Source organism: Wolbachia endosymbiont (group A) of Icerya purchasi, assembly GCF_947251635.1.
GTDB lineage: Bacteria > Pseudomonadota > Alphaproteobacteria > Rickettsiales > Anaplasmataceae > Wolbachia > Wolbachia pipientis.
In genome coordinates this window covers 656,441-680,371 of record NZ_OX366357.1, presented here as the reverse complement: position 1 = coordinate 680,371, position 23,931 = coordinate 656,441, and the positions used below count along the sequence as shown (strand labels likewise).

General features: G+C 35.2%; 17 protein-coding genes and 1 pseudogene. 7 read left to right on the top strand and 11 right to left on the bottom strand.

Features of this window, described 5'->3' with window-relative positions:
• Positions 1-133: 133 nt before the first annotated feature.
• Positions 134-406: pseudogene (locus OPR17_RS03620) on the top strand (transposase); the annotation flags it as partial.
• 395 nt (positions 407-801) lie between these two features.
• Positions 802-2,709, top strand: a complete 1,908-nt coding sequence (uvrB, locus tag OPR17_RS03615) for an excinuclease ABC subunit UvrB (RefSeq protein ID WP_265022121.1) — start codon at positions 802-804, stop codon at positions 2,707-2,709.
• A gap of 194 nt (positions 2,710-2,903) precedes the next feature.
• On the opposite strand, the gene OPR17_RS03610 is transcribed toward uvrB, so the two are convergent.
• The 5 genes from OPR17_RS03610 to OPR17_RS03590 all read right to left on the bottom strand — a co-directional run bounded on the left by OPR17_RS03610 (position 2,904) and on the right by OPR17_RS03590 (position 10,137).
• Positions 2,904-5,453 (bottom strand): hypothetical protein, encoded by a 2,550-nt coding sequence (locus OPR17_RS03610; RefSeq protein WP_265022120.1) that lies wholly within the window; start codon positions 5,451-5,453, stop codon positions 2,904-2,906.
• A 33-nt stretch (positions 5,454-5,486) separates the two neighbouring features.
• Positions 5,487-5,693 (bottom strand): hypothetical protein, encoded by a 207-nt coding sequence (locus tag OPR17_RS03605; protein ID WP_265022119.1) that lies wholly within the window; start codon positions 5,691-5,693, stop codon positions 5,487-5,489.
• Positions 5,694-5,958: 265 nt separating this feature from the next.
• The gene (locus OPR17_RS03600; protein WP_406828679.1) at positions 5,959-7,338 is read right to left on the bottom strand and encodes a hypothetical protein; all 1,380 of its coding nucleotides are present in this window, start codon (positions 7,336-7,338) and stop codon (positions 5,959-5,961) included.
• Between the two features lie 581 nt (positions 7,339-7,919).
• Positions 7,920-8,966 (bottom strand): ATP-binding protein, encoded by a 1,047-nt coding sequence (locus OPR17_RS03595; protein WP_265022117.1) that lies wholly within the window; start codon positions 8,964-8,966, stop codon positions 7,920-7,922.
• 262 nt (positions 8,967-9,228) lie between these two features.
• Positions 9,229-10,137 carry an Rpn family recombination-promoting nuclease/putative transposase gene (locus OPR17_RS03590; RefSeq protein ID WP_265022116.1) on the bottom strand — a complete coding sequence of 303 codons (909 nt, stop codon included), beginning with the start codon at positions 10,135-10,137 and terminating at the stop codon, positions 9,229-9,231.
• A gap of 439 nt (positions 10,138-10,576) precedes the next feature.
• Here OPR17_RS03590 and OPR17_RS03585 point away from each other — a divergent pair, with 439 nt between their 5' ends.
• Entirely contained in the window at positions 10,577-11,104 is a 528-nt protein-coding gene (locus tag OPR17_RS03585; RefSeq protein WP_265022115.1) for a JAB domain-containing protein, read from the top strand.
• Here OPR17_RS03585 and OPR17_RS03580 read toward each other — a convergent pair.
• From OPR17_RS03580 to OPR17_RS03565, 4 genes are all read right to left on the bottom strand, one after another.
• Positions 11,099-11,983 (bottom strand): IS982 family transposase, encoded by an 885-nt coding sequence (locus OPR17_RS03580; protein ID WP_265021329.1) that lies wholly within the window; start codon positions 11,981-11,983, stop codon positions 11,099-11,101. The genes OPR17_RS03585 and OPR17_RS03580 overlap by 6 nt on opposite strands.
• A 771-nt stretch (positions 11,984-12,754) precedes the next feature.
• A complete protein-coding gene (recF, locus tag OPR17_RS03575; RefSeq protein WP_265022114.1) occupies positions 12,755-13,852 on the bottom strand; it encodes a DNA replication/repair protein RecF in 1,098 nt (365 codons plus the stop codon).
• A gap of 16 nt (positions 13,853-13,868) precedes the next feature.
• Positions 13,869-14,336 (bottom strand): thioredoxin-dependent thiol peroxidase, encoded by a 468-nt coding sequence (bcp, locus tag OPR17_RS03570; RefSeq protein WP_265022160.1) that lies wholly within the window; start codon positions 14,334-14,336, stop codon positions 13,869-13,871.
• Positions 14,337-14,525: 189 nt separating this feature from the next.
• Complete coding sequence (locus OPR17_RS03565) at positions 14,526-15,953, bottom strand: sensor histidine kinase (protein ID WP_320109872.1); 1,428 nt, start codon at positions 15,951-15,953, stop codon at positions 14,526-14,528.
• Positions 15,954-16,018: 65 nt separating this feature from the next.
• Between OPR17_RS03565 and OPR17_RS03560 the strand changes: the two genes are divergently transcribed.
• The 4 genes from OPR17_RS03560 (at position 16,019) to OPR17_RS03545 (ending at position 19,048) form a co-directional block, all read left to right on the top strand.
• Positions 16,019-17,194 (top strand): aspartate aminotransferase family protein, encoded by a 1,176-nt coding sequence (locus OPR17_RS03560; protein WP_265022112.1) that lies wholly within the window; start codon positions 16,019-16,021, stop codon positions 17,192-17,194.
• A 14-nt stretch (positions 17,195-17,208) separates the two neighbouring features.
• Positions 17,209-17,715: a ribosome maturation factor RimM gene (gene rimM / locus OPR17_RS03555; RefSeq protein ID WP_265022111.1), complete on the top strand. Its 507-nt coding sequence runs from the start codon at positions 17,209-17,211 to the stop codon at positions 17,713-17,715.
• Positions 17,716-17,777: 62 nt separating this feature from the next.
• On the top strand, positions 17,778-18,344 hold the full coding sequence (efp, locus tag OPR17_RS03550) for an elongation factor P (RefSeq protein ID WP_265022110.1): 567 nt from the start codon (positions 17,778-17,780) through the stop codon (positions 18,342-18,344).
• Positions 18,345-18,352: 8 nt separating this feature from the next.
• Positions 18,353-19,048, top strand: coding sequence for an inositol monophosphatase family protein (locus tag OPR17_RS03545; RefSeq protein WP_265022109.1), 696 nt, complete (start codon positions 18,353-18,355; stop codon positions 19,046-19,048).
• A 118-nt stretch (positions 19,049-19,166) separates the two neighbouring features.
• Here the strand turns inward: OPR17_RS03545 and hemA are convergent, their stop codons facing one another.
• Positions 19,167-20,375, bottom strand: a complete 1,209-nt coding sequence (gene hemA / locus OPR17_RS03540) for a 5-aminolevulinate synthase (protein WP_265022108.1) — start codon at positions 20,373-20,375, stop codon at positions 19,167-19,169.
• Between the two features lie 64 nt (positions 20,376-20,439).
• Complete coding sequence (locus OPR17_RS03535; protein WP_265022107.1) at positions 20,440-23,898, bottom strand: host RNA manipulator TomO; 3,459 nt, start codon at positions 23,896-23,898, stop codon at positions 20,440-20,442.
• Positions 23,899-23,931 lie beyond the last annotated feature (33 nt).

The following is a 23,931-nucleotide window of genomic DNA, read 5'->3' as shown; positions in this document are numbered from 1 at the left end:
GTAACCTCCTATTTTAGGAATGAATATCAAATACCTCGGAGTTTACCCTATTTCCTTACCTTTTCTATTTTTTTTCTAATTTACAACTGGGGTTAGCAGTGCTGTGAGAATGGTTGAAAGCGCAAAAGAAAACCTCTCGGAAGTTAAAAATATACTGGTCGATGCAGGTTATACAGGAGAAAATTTTGCAACTCAAATAAAAACGATTATTGGAGCAACTGTAGAAGTAATAAAACGAAGTGAATTACATTCCTTTTCTGTATTGCCACAAAGATGGGTTGTAGAGCGATCTTTCGCTTGGTTAGAAAAATGCAGACGATTGTGGAAAAATTGCGAGCGAAAACTTAACACTAGCCTACAAATGGTCGTTCTTTCCTTCATTTCTCTTCTATTGAGAAGATTTTAAACAGGTTCTAAATCTTTATTTTAAAAATGTCATATTGACCACCGGTACCTGAAAATACTATTCCAATTGATCAGAGCTATCCATTTCCTTAATTTTTGTAACGTTGTCATAGGAGTACTATAACTTTAGTATCAACTATGTTTTATTGTTTTTGCATCTAAAAAAATTTAGCTTATTCAAGCAGCATTTTGCCTTTTTTTGGATGTAGGGATTTTTTAGGAATTGTCTTCTTGAATTCTATGGTATTTTGTTTAACATTGAAACAAGATTCCAGTGTCAGCTACTTGCATGACATTGTTGGTTAATGTTTTATGGCTTTACGATAGCTATACAACTTATCTTAAAAGCAATATAGTGTTTACTATACAATGAATCAAAGATAGTAAGTAAAGTCTATGAAATTTCAAATCGCTACGCATTTTCAACCGGCTGGGGATCAACCACAGGCAATCGATAGCTTAATTGCAGGGCTAAATAGTAATAAAAGAGATCAGGTTTTGCTTGGAGTTACTGGTTCTGGGAAAACTTTTACTATGGCAAATGTTATTGCAAGGACAAACAGGCCTGCATTAATTATGGCACACAATAAAACTTTAGCAGCACAGCTTTATGAGGAAATGAAAGGATTGTTTCCCCATAATGCTGTTGAATACTTCATTTCTTATTATGATTATTATCAACCTGAAGCCTATTTACCACAAACTGATACTTATATCGAAAAAGATTCTGCAATTAACGAAAGAATTGAGATGCTGCGTTATTCCACCGTCTGCTCCCTTTTGGAGCGCAGGGATACGATCGTAGTTGCCAGTGTTTCCTGCATATACGGTCTTGGTTCGCCTGAGAGCTACCGCAGCATGATCATACCGCTTAGTGTTGGAAATAAAATTCGTATTAATGATTTCCTGAGCAACTTAACTGATCTTCAATACAAGCGCTCTGATGCCAGGTTTGAGAGAGGATATTTCAGAGTGCGCGGCGATATTGTTGATATATTTCCTTCCCATTATGAAAGTAAAGCTTGGCGTTTATCGTTATTTGGCGATGAAGTAGAAGAAATTTTTGAAGTTGATGCTATAACGGGCAATGTTACCAAAGGCGTAAATAAAATCACCATTTTTCCAAATAGCTATTACATAACCCCACGTGAGGCTTTGTTGCAGGCAATTGAACTAGTCAAAAAAGAGCTGCATGAACGCTTGGATTATTACTACTCGCGAAACAAGATTGTTGAAGCAAAGCGCCTCGAGCAACGCACTAATTTTGATATCGAAATGATGAGAACAACAGGAATATGTAAAGGTATTGAAAATTATTCGCGTTATCTCTATGGAATGGAAGCTGGGGATCCACCACCTACTTTGTTTGAATATTTACCTAAAGACGTAATTTTATTTGTTGATGAGAGTCATGTCACCGTTCCTCAGGTTGGTGCGATGTACAGTGGTAATGAGGCGCGTAAAAAGAAATTGATCGACTATGGCTTCAGGCTCTCTTCCGCTTTTGATAATCGTCCATTAAAATTTGAAGAGTGGGAGGGAGTTAGGCCGCAGACTATTTACATTTCAGCCACTCCCGGAAAGTATGAGTTGGCAAAGACCAGTAATGTATTTATAGAGCAAGTTATCCGTCCAACAGGGCTTACGGACCCAATCTGCATTGTAAAACCAATAGAGAGTCAAATTGATGATGTAATTCATGAGGCACAAGTGACAATAGGGAAGGGATTTTGTGTTTTAATTACTACATTGACGAAAAAAATGGCTGAAAATTTAGCTGAATATATGAGTGAATTGAATATGAAAGTGAGTTATTTGCATTCTGATATTGGTGCGCTGGAGAGAATAGAAATTATATACAAATTGAGATCTAAAGAAATCGATGTTTTAGTAGGTGTTAACTTGCTGAGGGAAGGTCTTGATATTCCAGAGTGTGGGTTGGTTGCAATTTTGGATGCTGATAAAGAAGGATTTTTGCGATCGGAAACTTCATTAATTCAAACGATTGGTCGTGCTGCACGTAATGCTGAAGGTAGAGTAATTTTGTATGCAGATAAAATCACTGGTTCTCTGGACCGTGCATTAAGAGAGACCGAAAGAAGAAGAAAAAAACAAGAAGAACATAATATATTGCACAATATTGTCCCAAAGACTATAATAAAACCTATATCAAACACCTTACAGGAGAGGGCAATAGCAGAACCGAAAGTAAATACTAATAAGGATGATTTGAGAAAGCAAATGATAAAGCATGCTGAAAATTTAGAATTTGAAGAAGCAGCAAGAATAAAAAAATTATTGTAAGGTTAAATAACACATGATGTAATGTGCATATTATAAAAATGTAAATAATTTTATTGATATCTTTATATTAATACTTTTTAAATATTTAGTACCGCGCAATATCTGCAATGGACAAGAAAAACCAACACCAGTGCTTTCAGGGTCAGGGACTTTGGCCCCAACCCTAATAAAACACTTGGGTGGTTAAGATATATCTAAAAACCTCCATTTTTCTCCAAAGCTTCTGACATATGCTTTACCTGTTGCACACTACACTTTTTGAACTCTGAAGAGACACTTTCCTTATGTGGCACAGCAGGAGAAGCAGGTAATCCTGAAGAATAACCACTATCTGCAGAACTTGTAGAAACGTTACGACTAATTTCTTGTTCATCATCAAAGAATGTAAAAAGTAAGCCTTTTTTTGTCTTAAAAGGTAAACCTGAGTGTAGTTGCTTCCCCTTCTCAGGAGGAAGAACTGAGCACACTTGCTCTGCTCCCTCAGAAGTAGAAAGAAGTGAATGCAGTATCTCACTATCAACATAAAGTAAGTGTAGTAACTTCTCGTACCCAGGAAGAAAAAAGCCGGAGTTTAGCTTCTCCTTCATCTCAGGAGAAAGAACTTTGCATAGTTCCTCCCTCTGATCAGGACTAAGACGTTGTTGCCACTCTGGTCCACCTTCATGCGTAGGAGAAGTCACTCCTGAGGGTGGATTACTTTTTGCTTTTATTCTAGTTGGAAATGAAAAAAATGGCTTAGACACAGATGATTTTTCAGTTACATGATACACAAGATCACTTTTACTTGAACACATCGTATCACGCTCTACGCTACGTCGCTTAAAAGGTGATGACTTTGCTAGTATCGGCATTCCTTTTTTACAGAACAAACCACCCCCATGTTTCTTCGGATATTTACTATCTTGTGACTTTGCTTCAGAACACTCATCACTACTTTTTCGATCACTTTTATCAGTAACTTGCTGTTTTTCAGGTTCCTCATTACAAATGTTCTCCGTATCTTTTGGAGAATCTTCAGAAACCCCAAAATTTAAGGATATTGAATTATCCCATGCTGTAGGAAAAGGAATCGATGATGGTCTACAGGTCATTTTCTGATCCCGAATCTCTATTGGCATACTTTCATAAACACCTTCCGATAATAAAAGTTCTCTAAGTGTCGACGGTTGTGACATTAACGGTTCCTGTCTACATCTGCTCGTGTATGACCTGTGTGGCATATCGTCCGTTTGCTGAGAAGAAGTACTAGCCTGACCTATTTCCTCCCGAAGCACTCTCCCTGTTTCTTCCTCTCTTTCTGACCATTGCCTGGGAGGCCCATCTAATGCTCCATCGGGACTCCGCGTGGGACACTTCTGTGCCTGTGGTTGCTCAAACAATGATCTTGGACCACCACTTGAAGCACCAGAATCCTCAAGTTTCGTAGGTGACTCACCAATACCACTATCTCTGTTTCTTTTTCTTGGGTTGGGCGGTGTTTCTAGTCCACTCGGGCCTGCATGTGTAGGAGAATTGAATGGAGAAGCTACTGTTGAGGAGGATCGACTCGAGCCACGTCTCTTAAAATTCTCAAGATCAACTGCAAATTCAAAACGTCCGTTTATTTGATTATATGCAATTGGAGACTGCATAATTATAGGGAGTAAAAGAGCAATCTGCTTATTAGAGAAAGCATAAACTGGCCCTTCAGAACTGCTAATTTGTCCAAGCTCGTCTTTAGTTTCACCTTTAATATTGCTAAAAACAACATCACCTAAAATCTCGTAAAATTTTTTCTTAATCTTATATGCATCTTCCCCACTCAAAGGAACCACCTGACCATTTACTTCTACTAAAGGTATAAGAGCAAAACTATGACCACTCTTTATTTTGTCTTTATTTGTAAACACATCATATTCGCAACCTTCAATAAACTTTCCTGTTATTTTAAAAATTAAATCATTAATAGCATCTTTGCAATTTTCAACTTTGGAATCTACGTCGCCTGGAGTTTTAAAATCAAGCGCTATTCGCTCTTTAACATATCTTACTATATCCTTGATGACATTAATGTCGGTAATATCTTTAATATACAACTTATTATCTCTTTGTTCATAAAAGATTGAACTATCATTTAAACCACACCTCTCTAACCTTAAGTTAAATTTTGCAACATACACATTCCTAAATAACTCAAGAAACCGTGAAGGATTTGGATGCCCTATCTCCTTAAAATACCCATCACCAAAAGATATACAGTATAGATAAGGAGAGGGCTTACCTACTCTTTCTAACTGAACAGACTTTCTCACGCATTTCAAAGCCTCATCTTTCGTCATCCCCATCGCTTTTAGCTCTCCTGTAACTCCTGCTTCCACACGTTCCTGAAACTCATTAGCAAAATGAAGCTTTAAGTTATGGATTACTTTACTATCCGTAAGATTTGCTAGCTCTACTACTTTCACATTTTGATTTATAAACTTTCCTTTTTTATTAAAATCGACATCAAAAACAAATGGCAAACAGTTTAAATTATAGAACCCACCTGCTGCCTCTTCATTACTATAGTGTTGTCTTATTATCTCCTCTCTCACCTCCTTCAAATATTTCTTTATATCTCCATCACGACCAAATGAACTGACAATCTTATCATTTTTTCCTTTCGTTCCACCCTGCACAGTAAAATTAGTATAAATATTATCAGAAAAATAATTATTTAAATTAAACGCATTAACTAGTTCTGTTACAAAAACTTTTGTTGGCATAACCACTCCTATTAAAATTACTGTAAAGTTATATTATTTTTTATTATCTTTACTGCCACCGGCACCAGTAGAGCTACACTTATCCATTCGTGTATCAGGTTTATTACTTTCACGTTCCCGCATCTCTTTCTTATACTGCTCACGTATTTCCTTATTAGGACCGTTATATTTTTCATACCTGCTGCTTGTAATCCACCCTTTTGAACTACCGCTATCTTTTTTATCATTACCACTATGCATATTAACCCCTAGTAAAAATATTATGTAATTAATATACTAAAAATAAATTGTAGTGCAAGCACTTTTTTTATATTTTTTAGCATAAATTTTATTCATCATTTTTATACTCCTAGATTCCAGCGTCACGCGCTGGAATGACAAAAAAAGACGCTGAATGACACCTGTGTTTCTTTTTATCATCAACTCCTACTCTTTAATGTCATACCAGTACCTCTTTTTCTTGTCATCCCAGTGCCCAGACACTGGAATATAACTATTTTCATGATTATGTCTTCCCTACTGACTGACCTTCTACACATTTCTCAACTTTTACATCATTAGTCAATCCTTTTGGTGGTTGAGCATTATTCACAGAACCTTCATTCTCAGCACCATTCCAAGTAGTCATTCTAAAATTGGCAAATTCTTTTGCAAATTCAGCGAAAGCGTCATCCGTTCTTTGCTCACTAATAGACTTGGTTACATTAGTAGATTTGATTGTTGGTACTTCTTTACTATTAACATCACTCAGATCATCCCTGTCATCCTTACCAGAATGTTCTAAAGTTTTTTGAACAACTCTTGGCCCCGCCCCTGTCATATTCGGTGCAGTCTTTGGAGTAGGTGGACGCTCAGCTACCTTCGGTTCTGCCGGCTTCGCTTTTTTCTCTTCGTTCACTTTTTCTAGTTTTTGTGAATTTTCATGAGATTTTCTTTCAAGCTCAGTAAGACGCAATAGATATTTCAAAGGATCTGACATAATTTCAAGTTCTGGTTTGTTCAGAACAACCGGTCTTACAAATCTGGGTGAAACGTCAAAAAGGAAAACCGGCACTTTAGGTTTTTCTCTTTCGTCTACCTTGATTTCTACGTCTTTACGAACTTCTTTAATTGCTTCTTCCTTTAATGATGTTTTTTCTGCTTTTTTATCTTCTGCTTTAGCTGTTTCTTCTTTAGATGCCTCTACTATAGCTGCTAGCTCAACTCCAAACATCTCTGCGAACATTGTAATAATCCATCCGGTAACGGCGAGCTGTAACTTTAGTTTAAGATTTTGTAGAGCATCGAGCCTCTCTAACACCCTTGCAAACTCCTCTTCTGATAACTCACCACTGCCCAATTTCTCCTGCAATTCTTTTATCTCTTTGTCCAACCTCTTGTCCCAACTCAAATCTAAATTACTTGTGAAGATGTTCTTGATTAACTCCTTAAGCTTATCACGCAAAAACTTCATTATCGCAGCAATCAGGTTCTTTTCTTTCTTCTCCTTGAACATTTGGTAGATTTTCGGATCATCTACATCTACTTCAAAGAGGTTGAAGAGAGATTCAAAGAAATTCCAGAAATCTCCGAGTACTCTTTCTCTTTCACCATTGAAGTAATCCTCATCATCTTTGATATGTATCTCTGCTTGAGATGATACTTCATCGATACAGCTAGAAGCCTGATGCTCACACTCGAGCCTTCTGAGCAAATCTTGTCTGTTAAGCTCCTCTATGGCTGCTTTTAGTTCATTTAACTTCTTCTCCGCAGAGAAATCTTGCTCCCTGATTTTTCCTTGGAAGATTGAGCTACCGTTTCCGTTATTATCTGAAAAATTTTCCATTATTTTTGCTCCCTCTATTAAATCATTGTCTTTGTTGTTGCCTATAAGGTTTTCTGCCATTTTTACTCCACTCATAAAGCTTAATAATTTAATTCTACAGTACTAAACATTTAAGAAGTGTTAACGTAAAGATGTCAATAAAATTATTTACATTCTTACACTATATTATATCACACACCATTTAACCTTTCAATAATATCTTTTATTCTTGCTGCTTTTTCAAGCTTTAGCATGCGCTTTCCTTCTTATTAATGTTCACTTTTGCCTCTACCACCACTTTTTCTTGTAAAGTATTTGATATAAGTTTTATTATACTCTTTTGCATAACATTGTGCAACACAACATATTATACTTGGAGTGTAATGATATAAAAATTACTATCAAAGGAGAGAGCATCAGAGGCAGAGCAATACAAATAGTGACTAAACCTCAAACTTGAAAATAGAGGAAACGCTTACTTACTAAAGGTGCTCAAAAATATCCAAGATCTTAACTCTAGACCAACCCATCCCAAAACGAAAACTTCTCACGCTTGCTGGTTTTGGGTGCTGGAAATGGTTGGATTGTTTAAGTTATTAGTGGTACATATTACTAAGTTAATAGCAATTCATTTAGAAATAACAGAAAAATTTATGATAGTTTTAACTCCAAATAGAATAAGGTGCTTCTGTCTGTGTCTGTACGCTTGAATATGACTTTGGTAGACATCTTCTTTCTGAATACAACATATGACGAAGCGAGTCATAGAAATCTTTTTCACTAACCTTAGACCGTCTTTCTTTAACAGCACACATTTTTGCCTCACTTACTAATTGCTCTAACTCAGCTCCAGAACAGCCTGCAGTATCTTCTGCAATTTTTTTAAGGTTTAACTTATTATCGGTTTCTATACCTTGCATATAAAGTTCCAATATCTTTTGTCTCGCTTCTATGTTTGGATTAGGGACATAAACCTTATTACCTAAACGTCCAGGTCTAGTAAGTGCTGGACCTATATCACCGATAAGGTTAGTTGCACCAATTACTATTATATCTTTTCTGCTCTTAAATCCATCTATTTCAGTTAATAACTGTGTTAAACTCTCTCGACAATGGTAAGCTGAGTTATTAGCGGTACTTCTTTTTTGAGCAACTGCATCTATTTCATCTATAAAGACTATACAAGGAGAATATTTTTTTGCTATTTTAAAAAGCTCGCGTACAGCATGTGCACCATGACCAATATATACTCCAATAAGTTCAGGGCCTGAGATGCTTATGAAATTCATATTTGATTCACCTGCAATTGCACAAGCAATAAGCGTTTTACCATTTCCAGGAGGGCCATGTAACATGTAACCTTTTAGTGAATTAATACTTTTATCTCCAAACAACTTGCGCATTTCTTCCTTCATCTTGTCACAGCAAATCATCTGCAACCTTTGTTTTAAGGAGTCATCAATTATAACATCAGCAAATGTTATTCTTTTATCATCTGAATTAGCTAATTCTATCGATATAGGCAGCTCTACTTCCTTTAGTTTGCTGAATATTTGATCATATATAAACCAAGCAATAAAAAAGAAAACGACAAGTAACACAAAAGGCATGGTTTCACTAAGATAATGTGCGGCTAACTCATACCCTTTACTAAGCAACATCGTATGCATATAGGCAAACAAAAAAGCGATAGAGACAATAGTTGCCACACATAGTAAACAGATTGCTATTCTTTTTAGTAATTCTGAAATTTCAATTTTTTCATCTTAATACCTTATACCAATTTCAAACTAAGAATAATTTTATCTAGCTTACCATGATCATTTTTCTCACTTTCAGTTGACATTATAACTCTCTTTTCTAAAAGAGCTAGCAAAAATCAACGCCAACCATGGGTAGTAAGGGGAAGCAGATGCTTACTTCATCGATATTATTATCCTTAATGTCATTAAGCACTCAATTATATTATCGTTATAAAGTATCATTAGCAATCTCTGAACAAAGTTTCTCGATTTCACTGATGTGCAGTCCAGTAAATTTGGCAATAGTGTTGATATCCATTTTATCAATAAGCATTTCCTTTGCCACTGCTATTTTAGCCTGTTTTTCGCCCTTCTCTTCACCGATTTTGATGCCTTTTTGAGTAGCATCATCAAGTTTTTGAGCGAGGACAGCCTGTTCATCAAGAATACGTTTTATTTCCTGTTCATAGGCAATAAATTCTTTTTCTGACCAGTTGAATTTATTTAGCTCTTCATAGGCCTTTTTAATTATTAGATCGCTACCTATTATTTTTTCCAGCTCTTCTTCGCTAGTCTCATCTGCATATTTAAAGAAGTATATCCATTTTTCAACTATACTTGAAAGCTGATCCTCTTTGGTTTTTGGAAACTTTGGCAATTCAATAAATATGAAGTAAAAATCTTTTAGATCATGCTCATTAGTATCTTCATCTCGAATAGTGTGCTTTGATTTATACTCAGACTTATCAGGAAATAAAACACAATCTGCTATAGCAATAAAGATAATTTCCTTAAGGTCTTGGTATTGATCACCTTTATCGGCTTGTCTTGAATAGGCTTTAGCAGCATAGTATTGGGCACGTTTTTCGAAGCCTTTGGTTTTAGCGACCTGCATTTCAATAATCCATTGCACCCCTGTGGAATCTCTACATAATACATCAACAATGCTTTGCTTTTTAGAGGCAATATCAGGGTCTTGAATAGTACTTAAAAACTCTATATCCTTTATTTCATTTTTGCCAGTAAAACCCAGAATATCATTGAGAAAGTGAATGAGGATATCTTTATTCTTTTCTGTACCAAATATACGGCGAAAGGCGACATCATTTTTGGGATCGAGAAACTTCGAAAGAGCCATAACGAACTAACCTAAAAAGCATTAATAATTATACACAATTCTGAAGAAATATTCAACTCTTTTGTGTTTAAATCTTATTTTTTTAAACTTTGGGTATGTTAGAGAAAAAAAACGACTGTCACAGATGGCCTAAGAATAGCATCTTCTGCTTTAGACGTCAACTTGTACATCTTTTATTAACTCTGCTATAAAGTACCTAAAAGGGCTAGCAAATGGATGCGATGAGTTTAAAGCTATAGGAGACGTCAAATTGGTGTATAAAAATACAACGACATCGTTTAAAGAAACTAGTAACTATTAATATCCTTACTATCTCATAAAAAAATAAATAAAAAAGATTGAGAAATTGATTTGACTTCACTCGCAAGCTATGCCAATGCTGATAAAAAACAGCAGTAAACATTAAAAAAAAGTTTGTTGTTAGTGAAAGGTAAATTATATGAATAAAAGTAAAGAAGAAATAGAATTTAGAATATTAGAAAGCAAAGGTAAAGCACTACTTGATCGTGAAATAATGGAAACGTTTCTAAGTGCAGTACATGAAAGGCCACAGGCTCAAGAAATTGCTAAAAATCTGGTGAATACCTATGCAGGAGTAGGAAGGATTTTAGGCCGAGAAATGGATGACCTGAAAGTTATAGAAGGAGTAACTGATTCTTCAATAGCAATGATTATGTGCGTTAAGGAAACGCTAGAAAGGGTACTTAGAGAAAAGCTCAAGAGTGAGCCAATAATGGATAACTTACAAGGGCTAGTAGAATATTTAAACGTAAGTATAGGCCACTCAGAAAGGGAATGTGTAAAAATACTGTACTTGAATACCAGGCGCCAGCTAATTGGAGAGGAATCCTATATTGGTGAAATGGAAAAAGCACCGGTATACATAAAGGAAATTACAAGAAAAGCATTAATAAAAAATGCAACATTCATAATAATGTCACATAACCACCCTGGGGGAAGCTTATAACGCGAATTCTGGATTAAGGAAGGAAGTATAGGAAATAGAAGGCTTTTTGGATTTGATGGAATAGGAGATGAGAGTAGAAAAGATATGAACCAAGAAATCAACAGGGGATCTATGGCGAGTGTGTTCAATTTCTAGTCTATTTTTTAGGTAACCAAAAACAGTCTCAATGATAGACCTTTTTCTCAGTAAAATCTTCTCATTTAGCGAAATTAATGTATTTTTCATACCTTTTTTCACCTTGGTAACAAGTTTCAAACCTCGGTCAAACAGCTTCTGAAAAAGCTCTTTTGCAATATAACCTTTGTCACCAAACAAAAGGCCGGTTAATTTTTCCGTCAAATTTGGCACAGGTATCCTATCATCAACATTGCCTTTTGTTAGCGTAAGTGCATGAATTTCACCATTTTCATTGATTACCATATGTAATTTGAAACCAAAAAACCAGCCGTAAGTACTCTTGCTTAATTTTGCAATTCCAGCAAAAACTTTGTTTTTGGATATTCTTTTTGCATGACAAACTGCAATGGGAGTTGTGTCTATATATGAAATTCCAGTGTTTTCTGACTGTCCACAAAGCCAATGCAACAACATTGCTAAATGCCACAAAACCCTAGGCTTTAGAGCAACAAACCTGGTATATGAAGGCAACTTTGGAAACTCTGATTTGTAGAGCAACGTTAGGTAATGTAGATAGAAAGTTTTGAAATTTTTACACGGAGATTGTTGATATAGCAGGATTATTGTCATGATTTCAGAGTGCTCAATTTCCGTTGTTCTTGTGGGTTTTTTACCATTTGGCAGTAGTTTGCCTGCAAAATTTTTCTCTATATCTCTGCAAAAATCATCGACCAAACAAAACAGTTTTGTTATATCTTCCATGGGTAACCTCATCTATTTTTTTATAATTGCTGAGTTACCCTGTTTTCTGCCTTTTCTATTCTCCTTTAATCCAGAATTCGCGTGTTAAGTGTTATAGCCGATTTTGCCTCAAACACAAAGGTGTCATCCCAGTGCCCAGACACTGGGATCCAGAAAAATTGTAAACAAACGCACTATACAACATTTTCGATCAAAAGCTGGATTCCAGCGTCACGCGCTGGAATGACAAGGTTATCGTCATGTCACCGCAAACCTTCATACCGCGATTCATTCGCGGTATCTCAGCCGCTAACAAGTAGCGGGATGACGGTTGTCGTTTAGCCATAAATATTTAAGAAATTTACCAAACGAAAAAAAGGCAAAAGAAGCCCCGTGGTGGTTGGCTATTTACTATGTACTAAAATATCGGCGTTTTTTTATTCTAAAACGCTTGATTAAGAGCGATTTAGCTGCTTTTAACTTGCAACTAACCTACACCGCAAGTGTTTAAGAAATTTACTAAGCAGGAAAAAAGGCAAAGAAACCCCGTAGTAGCTAGCATTCAAATTCTCCCTTGTCAATTTGACGTTTTTTGCTGTCTTAAACGCTTTGTAAGCGCGTTTCGGCTTATATAGGTAAAAACCCAGAAATTTTTAAAGACATGCGATGCACGTAGTGCGAAAAATTAAACATGAGACGCCAAATACCCTAAGTTTTTTGTCATTAACCTGCACAGATTGCGAAGATAAATAAATAGCTTCAGTTTCATAATAAGGGGGCTGGCGAGGTTTGTCAAGGAAGTTTTGCATTTAATTCATTTGATAATTCAAAAAACTTGAAAGAATAAAGATAGCTATTGAAATTATCTTGATTTACATCAGTTATCCAAGTTTGACATTGAATACTTAACACTTCCTCTATTAACGCCTTTCTGTAATGTTTATCCAGATGAGACATTATATCATCAAGTAGAAGAAGTGGTGCCTTATTGTAATGAATACACCTTGCTTTTACACTGGATAAAATAATAGAAAGCAGTAATAACTTTTGTTCTCCAGTGGAGCACAGATTTATTGGTACGTTTCTTTTTTGACAAAAAACCCGAAAATTATCGTTATGCACACCAAAGGTTACTCTACCAGTCAATGAGTCTTTTTCTCTGTTTTCCTTTAGACGATTCTGAAAATATTCTGCAGTATCGTCCAAAGTTATCTGGCTGCTGAATTTCAAACTTGCCTTCGGAAAAAACTCACTGGAATGGTTATCAATTGTGTCTTGTAGTGTCTTTAAAACAGACGATCGCATACGTAAAATACTAACTGCATTAACGGCCATTATGTTTTCAAGACTAGAGAGCCAATTTTCGTCCAAGGTGTTCTCTCTCAACAGTTTACTTCGCTCACGTTTAGCTTTTCTGTGTTTCATGTAGCAGCAAGTGTAATTTTCCTCAAACAGTGAGACTATACGGTCTAAAAATTTTAATCTGTCACTTGGAGAATTAAGAAGAACATAGTCCATTTGTGGAATTAGCCATATTACATTGGATATCTTATACAGAGATGAATAACTCGATTGCGTTTTTCCATCAATTTGTATTAGTTTCTTATCAAAACTCTTTGCGATACCAATTGAATTAAAATCCATTCCATTAAAAAAATCATAGTGCACTACCCAATCTTCATTACTGAATCTATTTTGTATCTCACTGGCTTTTGCTTTTTTCATTCCATTGCTTTTAGCAAGCAACGAGATTGCTTCAAGTATATTAGTTTTACCAATACCGTTTTTGCCAGTTATTACAACTGAGCTATCATCTGAATCCAGTTCAAAGTTTGAGTGGCTACGAAAATTATGTAATTTCAGCTTTTTTATGTAGCAATGGGTAGCCATTAACCTATTCTTTAGTTTATATTCTCTTTACTTCTTCCAGAACCTCATCAACATGTCCACTAACTTTTACATTTTTCCAGATCTTCACTATTTTACCTTTTTTATCTATTAAAAAAGTAGTGCGTTCTATTCCCATATACTTTTTGCCAAACATACTTTTCTCTACCCAAACACCATATTTTCCCAACATTTCAGCATTCTCATCAGAAACTAAAGAAAACGGCAGAGAATATTTTGCTTTGAAGTTAGCGTGGCACTTAACACTATCTTTTGATACACCAATTATCACTGTGTCAAGGGAAGAAAAATCATCTATTTTATCTCTAAAGCCTTTTGCCTCCATTGTACAACTCGGAGTATCGTCTTTAGGATAAAAATAAAGAACTACATTTTTTTTATCAAAAAATTCACTCAGTGATAAATTTTCACCAGAATCTGCTGGCAAGCTAAAATCGGGTGCATTATTTCCTACTGCTAATTCCATACCTTGCTCCATTAATAACACTTCTATCTATAGTAGTATATTGTAGTCAGAGTATCAAATTTTATATATAGCTAACAGATAAGATTCTTGATGGGGGCTTATTGATGAATTTCTGCCTACCTTCTCGGCTTGCCGCTTTTGATAAAGTGTGGTTTTCGTCTGATGTAAGGCCATATCAAATAGATCCTATTAAAAATCAATCGAATCTTCACATGTTTGTTCTTCATAAAAGAAGTTCAATGTTATCGTAGTACCAAGTTTTGCTTCACTTTTAATGTCAAAAGTTCCACCCATTAACTCTACTAATTTCTTGCTTAGCGGCAATCCGATGCCCGTACCTTCGTTTCTATACCCCGAATCTGCTTGGCCAAAAACAGACATAACTTTATATATGTCCTGCTGCATTATTCCTATTCCATTGTCATGAAACTCAATAGTTAATAAGTTTTTTTCTATATTTTCTTTTACCACCATTCTTATTAAACCACCCTTTGGGGTAAATTTGATTGAGTTTGATAATAAATTTATTATAACTTGTTTCATTCTCTTAGGATCTGCAATAACTAATAATTGCTTATTAGGTATCTCTTTTTTTAAATTAATCTCAGTTTCTCTTAATTTAGGTAATAGCATATTTATGCATGAATCCATTATTTTGTTCAGGTTAAACTTCACTTTTTCTACTGTTAAACTACTTGATTCAGCTTTAGAAAAATCGAGCACATCGTTAATTAAAGCAAGTAAATGCGTCCCTGCATTATATATATCGTCTGCATACTCCTTGTATTGAGAATTATCCATTGAACCTAAAGTTTTATTTTTGATCAACTCCGCAAATCCAATAATAGCATTAAGAGGTGTGCGTAATTCATGTGTAACGCTTGCAAAAAATTTTAGCTTATTTGCATTTTCTTGCTCTAATGCCTCTTTTATCTGCTGTAATTCAATGTTAGTTTTATGTTGCTTGGCTAGCATTTGGGTATTAGAAAAGTGCAAATAGAACATTATTAATATTAAGATTATTAATAATAGGCCCAAAAATGTTAAAAACAGGCCATATGCTATAACATAAGAATTATTGTAGTTTCGAAGAATCTTCAAAAAAAACGACGGTTTAACGCTATTTTCATGGAATATAGGGAAAATAGAAGTTGATGTATTTCCTGTAGTATAAAATATTTCTTGGTTACTTAATAGTTTATCAATTTCATCGTTTGTAAGTAACTGTTCATAATCATAATCTTGAGTGTTAAAATTACTGAATATTATTCTGCCGTTTTGATCATACAGTATTAAGCTGAAATCCTTTACTTTGCTCACTGATTGTAATAATTCAGCACGTAGTTTTACTAGTTGGTTTATGTAGTCAAAAATTTTGTATTTAATGTGATGCTTTTCTATTAGTAAATAATGGTATTTTTTTATTATGCCATTTTCCAGTACGCTTTTTAAGTTTACACTTGAATCACGGTAAGAAGAAAGGAAATTACTCCTTAGTAAATGATTACAATATATCACACTGAATAAAATCATAAAGATCGATGAGAGTAATACAATAACTTTTGTGTATTTGTTTTTCTTCAACGCAGAAAACATCAATTTACCTAGCTTATACATGTCCTTCTTATTGTGAAACAACGGTTTTTATGTTATTAATAATAAAATTTAGCATATAATATTTTATGACAATTTCTCCTATTTTGCCAGTTTATTCTCCTGTTAATATAAATTTTTCTCATGGCAAAGGTATCTACCTATATGATGTTGATGGTGAGCGCTACGTAGATTTTCACTCCGGAATAGCCGTTAGTAGCTTAGGTCACACTAATTCGCGATTAATTAGTGCTCTAAAATTGCAAGGAGAAAAATTATGGCATATATCAAATACCTATAATATACCTGCTGCCAATAATTTTGCAGAAAAATTAATAAACAACAGTTTCGCTGACACTGTATTTTTCTCAAATTCTGGATCAGAGGCAGTAGAATGTGGACTTAAGATTGCTAGGATCTATCAAAATGGAAAAGGCAATAAAAATCGTCACAGAATTTTAACATTTCATGGTGCATTTCATGGAAGAACCTTTTTAACTTGTGCTACAAACGATAAACAGAAATTTTCTGAATTACTAAATCCCTACATTGATTGGTGTGATAACATCGAGCCCAATATTGAGAGCGTAAAGAAAGCAATTTCAAGTGGTATAGGCGTTATATTAATAGAACCAATACAAGGGCAAGGTGGTATCAAAGTAATGAATGAAGTCTTTATGAAAGAACTAAGAAAGCTGTGTGATGAAAATGACATATTGTTATTTTTTGATTGCGTACAATGCGGTGCTGGTAGGACAGGAAAATTATTTGCATACGAACATATAGGAGTGGAACCTGATATATGTGCCCTTGCAAAGGGAATAGGCGGCGGGTTTCCGCTAGGGGCTTGTCTTGCGACTGAAAATGCTGCTAAATATATGGCGGTCGGTATGCACGGTTCCACTTTTGGTGGCAATCCGCTTGCAACCTCAGTAGGTAATGCTGTGCTCGAAGAATTGCTCAGCCCCGGCTTTTTGAAAAATGTTGAAATTAGAGGTAAATACTTAAAAAATAAACTAGAAGACTTAGCAAGTAAATTTCCAATAATAGAGGAAGCAAGAGGGAAAGGGTTAATGCTTGGAATAAAAGTGAAAGCAGACAATCAAAAGTGTGCAGAAGAGTTAAGTCATCGCGGCTTGCTTACTGTTGGGGTAACATCAGATAACGTTGTGAGAATTTTACCTCCACTCATTATCACTGAAAAAGAGATTGATGAAGGCATCGAGATTTTGACTCAATATTTATCTGAGAAATCTTCTGATTAGATACTTGCATTAATATGAACGACAATCTGGTATGCTTAGGAATTATTACCTCTCCTCACGGAATTAAAGGAGCTGTTAAAGTAAAAACCTTTACTGAAAAGCCTGAAAATATCTCCTTATATGGTAAGCTAATAAGTGGTGATGAGAATTATAAAATAGACTCAGTATCCGTCATAGGTGATAATTTAGTAATAGCTACAATAAGCGGAGTAAATTCCCGTAATGAAGCAGAGCTTTTAAGGAATAAGAAGCTATATATAGAAAGAAGCAAGTTACCAGAGCTAAATGATGAGGATGAATTTTACCAAAGTGACCTTGTAGATATGGAAGTAAGGCTGGAAAGTAATGAATTATATGGCAATGTAAAATCTGTGTATAATTTTGGCTCAGGGGATATATTAGAAATTTTAGTTATCAACACAAAAAAACGCATTATGCTATCTTTCACTAAAGAGATATTTCCACATATAAATATAAAGGGGAGGTATATAGTATTAAATATACCAGAATTTATTGACTAATAAAGACTTTGATATTTATATAAAGCTACTTATAATTGTAAGATCAAACTGAAAATGTAATTATGGCAGAAAGAGCTAACGATATCAGACCAGGTCAGGTGTTGGAACATAACGGCGGATTATTTTTGGTTGTAGGCATTATGCATACTCAACCTGGTAAAGGTGGTGCATACATACAAGCTGAAATGAAAAACATTAAAACCGGAGCAAAACACTATGAAAGATTTCGTTCTGATGCAACAATCAGAAGGGCAATTTTAGATGAAGAGGAATATGTTTACCTTTTCACTGAAGGAAACATTGTAAATCTTATGCATCCAAGTAATTACGAGCAAATCACTATAAATTTGGACTTATTGGGAGAAAAAAAGATTTATTTACAGGATAACATGAAAATTAAAGTTGTAGCTTATCAAGACAAAATAATTTCTGCGCATGTGCCTGATTATGTTAGACTTGCTGTGAAAGAAACAGAGTCTGTTATTAAAGGACAAACTGCTACTGCTTCTTATAAGCCTGCAATTTTGGAAAACGGAATGCGCGTTAACGTGCCTCAGTTTATAAAAGAAGAGGATAAAATTGTAGTATATACTCCAGGTGACAGCTATTATGAAAGAGTGAAAGAGTAAAAAGAAGAATGTCCATCTCATCACCACGAATTAATGTGATGCTTGATTCTGTGCGTAATGCTTCCAGGCAGCTTATGCGCGATTTTAATGAATTGCAAATTTCTAATGTTAAATCAGCAGACTTTATCAATAAAACTTATTCAAAATCCAAGCAAACCATATACGATTGCTTGCACGACTACAAACGAGACTATGATTTTATTTTTGAAGATGATACTGATCAAGAAGTAAAAGATGACACTTATACCTGGTTTATTATACCTATAGAGGGCAGGGAGAACTTTTCTAGTTGCATGGTTTATTTTGCAGTATCAGTCTGTCTCATTCATAAAAATAAAGTTGTGGCAGCTGTAATTGATGCTCCGGCTCTTAGAGAAACTTTTTGGGCAGAAGAAAAGAAAGGTGCTTTTCTTGAGGATTTTAGATCTCGTCATGTAAAAATGCGAGTGAAAAGCCGTGAAGGGGGTCTAATAGATGTAAGTGGTAATTTGTTAAATAAATTGCTGCCTGGCAATAGTAATGTACGCTCCATAGGTTCAACAATTTTAGGCTTTGCATACCTTGCAGCAGGAAGGCACAGAGGAACAGTTTACTCTGGAGTTAACAAATATAAAGCCTTGCTCGGTAGACTTTTTCTACAAGAAAGCGGTGGAAGGCTAACGGAAGACAACGGGCTAATCATTGCTGGAGATATAAAACTATAGCTAAAGTAATTTATGTTTACCTACAATTTGATAAGCGTAAAACTCGTCATTCCGCTACTTGTTAGCGGAATCCATGCTGAGATACCGCGAATAAATCGCGGTATGACGTAGGGCTGTACTAGCTATAGCATAAACAGGCTACAAAGATAGATAACTTTTCGAAAACTTTTACAAGAGATTCTGTTAAATGCTCTATCATTTCATCTGTATGATAAGGTGTAGGGGTAATACGGAAACGCTCAGTTCCTCTTGGAACTGTCGGGTAATTTATATGTTGAACGTATATTCCATGCTCATCAAATAATAATTTTGATGCTTTTTTGGATAACTCTGAATCGCCAATTATTATTGGAATTATATGAGTTTCTGTTGGAATGAAGTTAATTCCTGCATTTCTCAGTGAGTTTTTTACTTTTTCAACGACTTGCTTTTGCTTTTCCCTTTCAATGTTGCTCGATTTTAGGTGCTCAACGCTTGCCTTTGCTGCCGCTGCTAAAACAGGCGACATAGCAGTGGTGAAAATAAATCCTGGAGCGGAACTTCTTATTACATCTACCAAGCTCTTTGAAGACGCTATATACCCACCCATCACTCCAAAAGCCTTCGATAGTGTACCTTGAATAACGGTTATTCTATCCATCAGACCTTCTCTTTCTGCAATTCCGCCACCATGTGAACCATACATGCCAACTGCGTGCACCTCATCCAAATAGGTAATTGCATTATGTTGATCTGCAAGATCGCATATCGCTTCAAGCGGCGCTATATCGCCATCCATTGAATATACGGACTCAAGTGCTATTATCTTTGGTGTTTTTGTGTCTACGGACTTTAACAACTGCTCTAAGTGATCAACATCATTGTGTTTAAATATATGTTTTGGTCTTTTTCCTGATTTTATGCCTTCTATCATTGAAGAATGGTTCTTCTCGTCTGAAAAAATTACTACGCCAGGAATAACAGATGATAAAGTGCTAAGTGTTGTCTGGTTAGCGAGGTAGCCACAAGCAAAAGTTAAAGCAGCCTCTTTTTTATGCAAACAAGCTAAGGATTTTTCAAGTTCGACAACCTCTTTTGTTGTACCAGATATATTTCTTGTTCCTCCAGCACCAACAGATGAATTTTGGATAGCGGCAATTACACTCTCATTTTGTGACATTCCCAAATAGTTATTACTGCACCAGACGATTACTTCCCTATTTCTTTCATAGTCCATAATGTGGGGGAGCCTACCTGGTAATGACGCAAAGTGCGTAAATTCACGGTAGCGCCCCTCATCTTTTATATCTTTTATTTTATTCAAGAATATTTCTTCGTAGTTTACCAAGTCCTTATTTACCGATAATTAACATAATTATAATAAATTATTAAATGGTAAACTACTATATTTATTATACATGCACGGCAGTAGGTACTTTCCCCGTGTTGAAAGATTTTTCAACCTCGTTGTTTTCAACTTGGCTTTTAGGTGTACAGTAGTATATAATTGTAGCGGCAACCAGACAACAAGCTCCAACTGCTATCCCCACTGCTAACATTTCTAAGTAAACAGAGATAGCTATCGAAGCTACTGCAGCCACGACTAGTGTTGAAACAACTATAGTAGACAATGTGCTTTTTTTGATATTCTGTGGAGAATCATTATCTTCTTCACTTGGATCATTATCATTTTCTATATCTTTCATGAGAGGCTTGTGATCATCCAGAGTTATAGTGGAAGCACTATTAGATTGACTTATCACCATACCTATAGACTGCACAGATACACTACTATCATCCACCCCTTTGCTATTCTGCTCTAGATTATCGGCAGGTAGTTGATCACTACCATTCTTTGACACTACACCTACACTACTATCACCTGCACTTTGCAAATTAGTATTACCTTTTTCACTTGAATCATAACTCTGTACCATAGGTTGAGCTTCCAGCAAAAGTACACCATTTTGATTACTTGCAACTTCATCAGTATCTTCACTAATAGTTTCAACCAGACAACTCACATCCCCTGAAACCTGCGCATCAACATGAATAACACGCTCTCTATCCACAAAGGATAATACTGTGCTATTGTCCACATAGCCGCTGCTTTGTAAACTCACACCACTTTTTTCCACTTTATTGTTTTCAGTATCACTACTCACAGAAGTTACCTGATCACTTATAGTAGCGCTAACATCTTGTATATCTTTATTGTTTTGATTATCAGACTGTCTACCATTACTTTGAGCATTATTCACCTGCTCAGATTTGTTGTTAGCTACTGAAGGTATTAGTGTTGGCTTCAGTGCCGGTGTTGGTTGTGGTGTCGGCTCTGGCGTAGGTGTTGGAATTGGATTTGGCGTTGGTGTTAGGTTCGGCGTTGGCACCGGTGTAGGCGTTGGAATTGGATTCGGTTCTTGCTGCCTGGTGGTAGTTTGAGTACCATCTTCTTGTTCAGAGTTTTCGCTAGCTACTGAAGGCACTGGTTCTAGTATTGGTGCTGGTTTTGTATCTTGTTCATCAGTTTTAAGCGTAGAATTCTTCTCACCATTTGTGCCATTATCTAAAGGATTATTATCATTCGAAGAACCTAGACCACCTGTTTGTTCTACATATCCAGCAAGTTGACCAGGAGCTTGTTTCTTCTTACTACTATCAACTTCAGTGATTACCTTTGAGCCATCATTTTTACCAACATATAGTTCTCTAAATTGCACTTCTTTTTCTTGTTCATTTTTCTTTTTTTCTTCTTTAGATCGTTTTATTCTCTCTTTACGTTTTTTAGCACTATTTTTACCCCTCCTATAATCATTACCTATAGCTTCTTCTATTGAAGCCTTTTCATTATTCATAATATTTTCTCGTCTGTCCACATTTTCTTGTGGTTGTTGACTGCCAGACTTTTCAAGTCTTGGATTTTTTGATTGATTGTTATTTTCTTCATTCACTACTTGGTTTGAAGTTGCAGTTTCGCCTATCATAGCTGAGATAGGTGATGCTGCATTATTACTACTTCCTTTATTAACTTGTGTACCTGTTTGTGTCTGTATATTTGCTTTACTGGAAGTATTGATTAATTTACTACTTTCTAACAAACTTCTAATTAGATATAGATTATCCAAAGTATCTCTACTTTTTTGATACTCATTACGAGTCATACTTGGAAAAAGTTCCATACTTATTTTTTCAAGCTGTTCTGCAACTACTGGTAAAACTTTCTCAAATTCTTTCTTGTATATTGCCTGAAGAGCTGCGAATTTTAGGTCAACATGCTGACATAAGAGTACAACAACTTCACAATTAGCTTCTTTTATAGCATTTCTCAGTATACTTTGTATGGTTTGCCTGACTACTTGCTGTTTATTATTGGGTATGCTTTGATAAATTTGAACATGAGCTAGAACACTGGCTATAATGTTTTGACTTCCAGTATTAGACAATGCAACTAGAATCGATTCATATATTTTATCAAATTCGTTATTTTTAAATTTATGATCAAGATAATTAATAACATCATTGCTGCACTCAGCACATTCTTTGCATAGGTGCTCAATAAATGCAATATTGCCAGCATCCAATGCAGTTTTCAGAATTAAATCATAAATTTCTTTTCTGCCACGAGCTCCTATGTTTTTCAGGATTTGTTGCCTTAGTATTGTAATAACTTTATCATCTGCAAATGCTTGTTCATATACATCGTAAATGGCATGATCTGTGCTATTAGTGTATCGTTTGCACAAGTATTCAACGACAGATATGTGTTCTTGACTTATCGCAGTTTCTAACAAGGTAGCAAAGCTCTTTTTTAATAACTCTTCTGTTGAGGCTTTTTTAGTTAGCTCATTAATATATCTTTCAAATGTATCTAGCACTATCGTGATGAATTCTTTATTTTTGATCAGAGACGCTGTTTCAAGCACACCATACAAAGAATCAGGATTACTTGTTTTTAACACCTGTCCAAAATCTCTTAAAACGTATTCGACAAAAACTGCATTTAATAATTCTTGCTCTTTTCTTAGTGCTATAACTGAGAAAAAGTCAATCTTATTAGGTTCAACAAGTTGTATAGTTTGATCTTTTAATCTTCCATAAATCCCATCAGTATCATGGAATCTTCCTATAAAAGCTTTAACGTATTCTTGACCACCAACAAGTAAAGGTAAAAGACTCAAATTTTCTTCAATAAAAAGTATGTCCTGATATCGTTCTGTCAGCTTGTCATTAGCTGCAATTGCCAATAGTACCAATTCTTTTACTGAATAATCATACTTGAACTCCTCTTGATCAAATTTATACTGTGATAGTACATTTGAGTATATATGTTGATGATCGCTTCTATCTTGTAAATCTAAGTTAAGTTGTTGCTCACAAAAACTCTTTAAATTTACATTATCCAGCGTAATAGACCTGCCTTCATAATCTTCAATATTTTGTACAACCTTGTCTAGTTCTTCACAATTATCTTCTTGTATAGCTTGATTTAGGATATTTGTTATTTCAGCAAAAGTTAAACTTTTAGAAATGATATCAAATGAAACTTCATCTTTTAATTCTACGGTAAGCGACCTATCACAACCATCAGGAAAGTTTGCAAGTATTGCACTCTCTAAACTTAGATCTTCAGGGAGTGCATCACATGGATTAGCTGGTATCTCTTGACTTTTGCCATCTAAAACTTCAAACTCTCCTTCAGCCTCTGAACAATTACCTGAATCTTCAGAATGGCGATGCTCTTTAATTTCTTCTTGCCCTAAAATCTCGAATCCTTCTTCAGCACCTGAATCTCCAGAATCCGATTTTTTTAAAATTTTACTTGACTGACTCTGCTCCTGTGATACAAAGTCTCTAAAATCTGGACCAAACATGTTTTACCCCTAATTAACAGCTAAGCTAAGCAT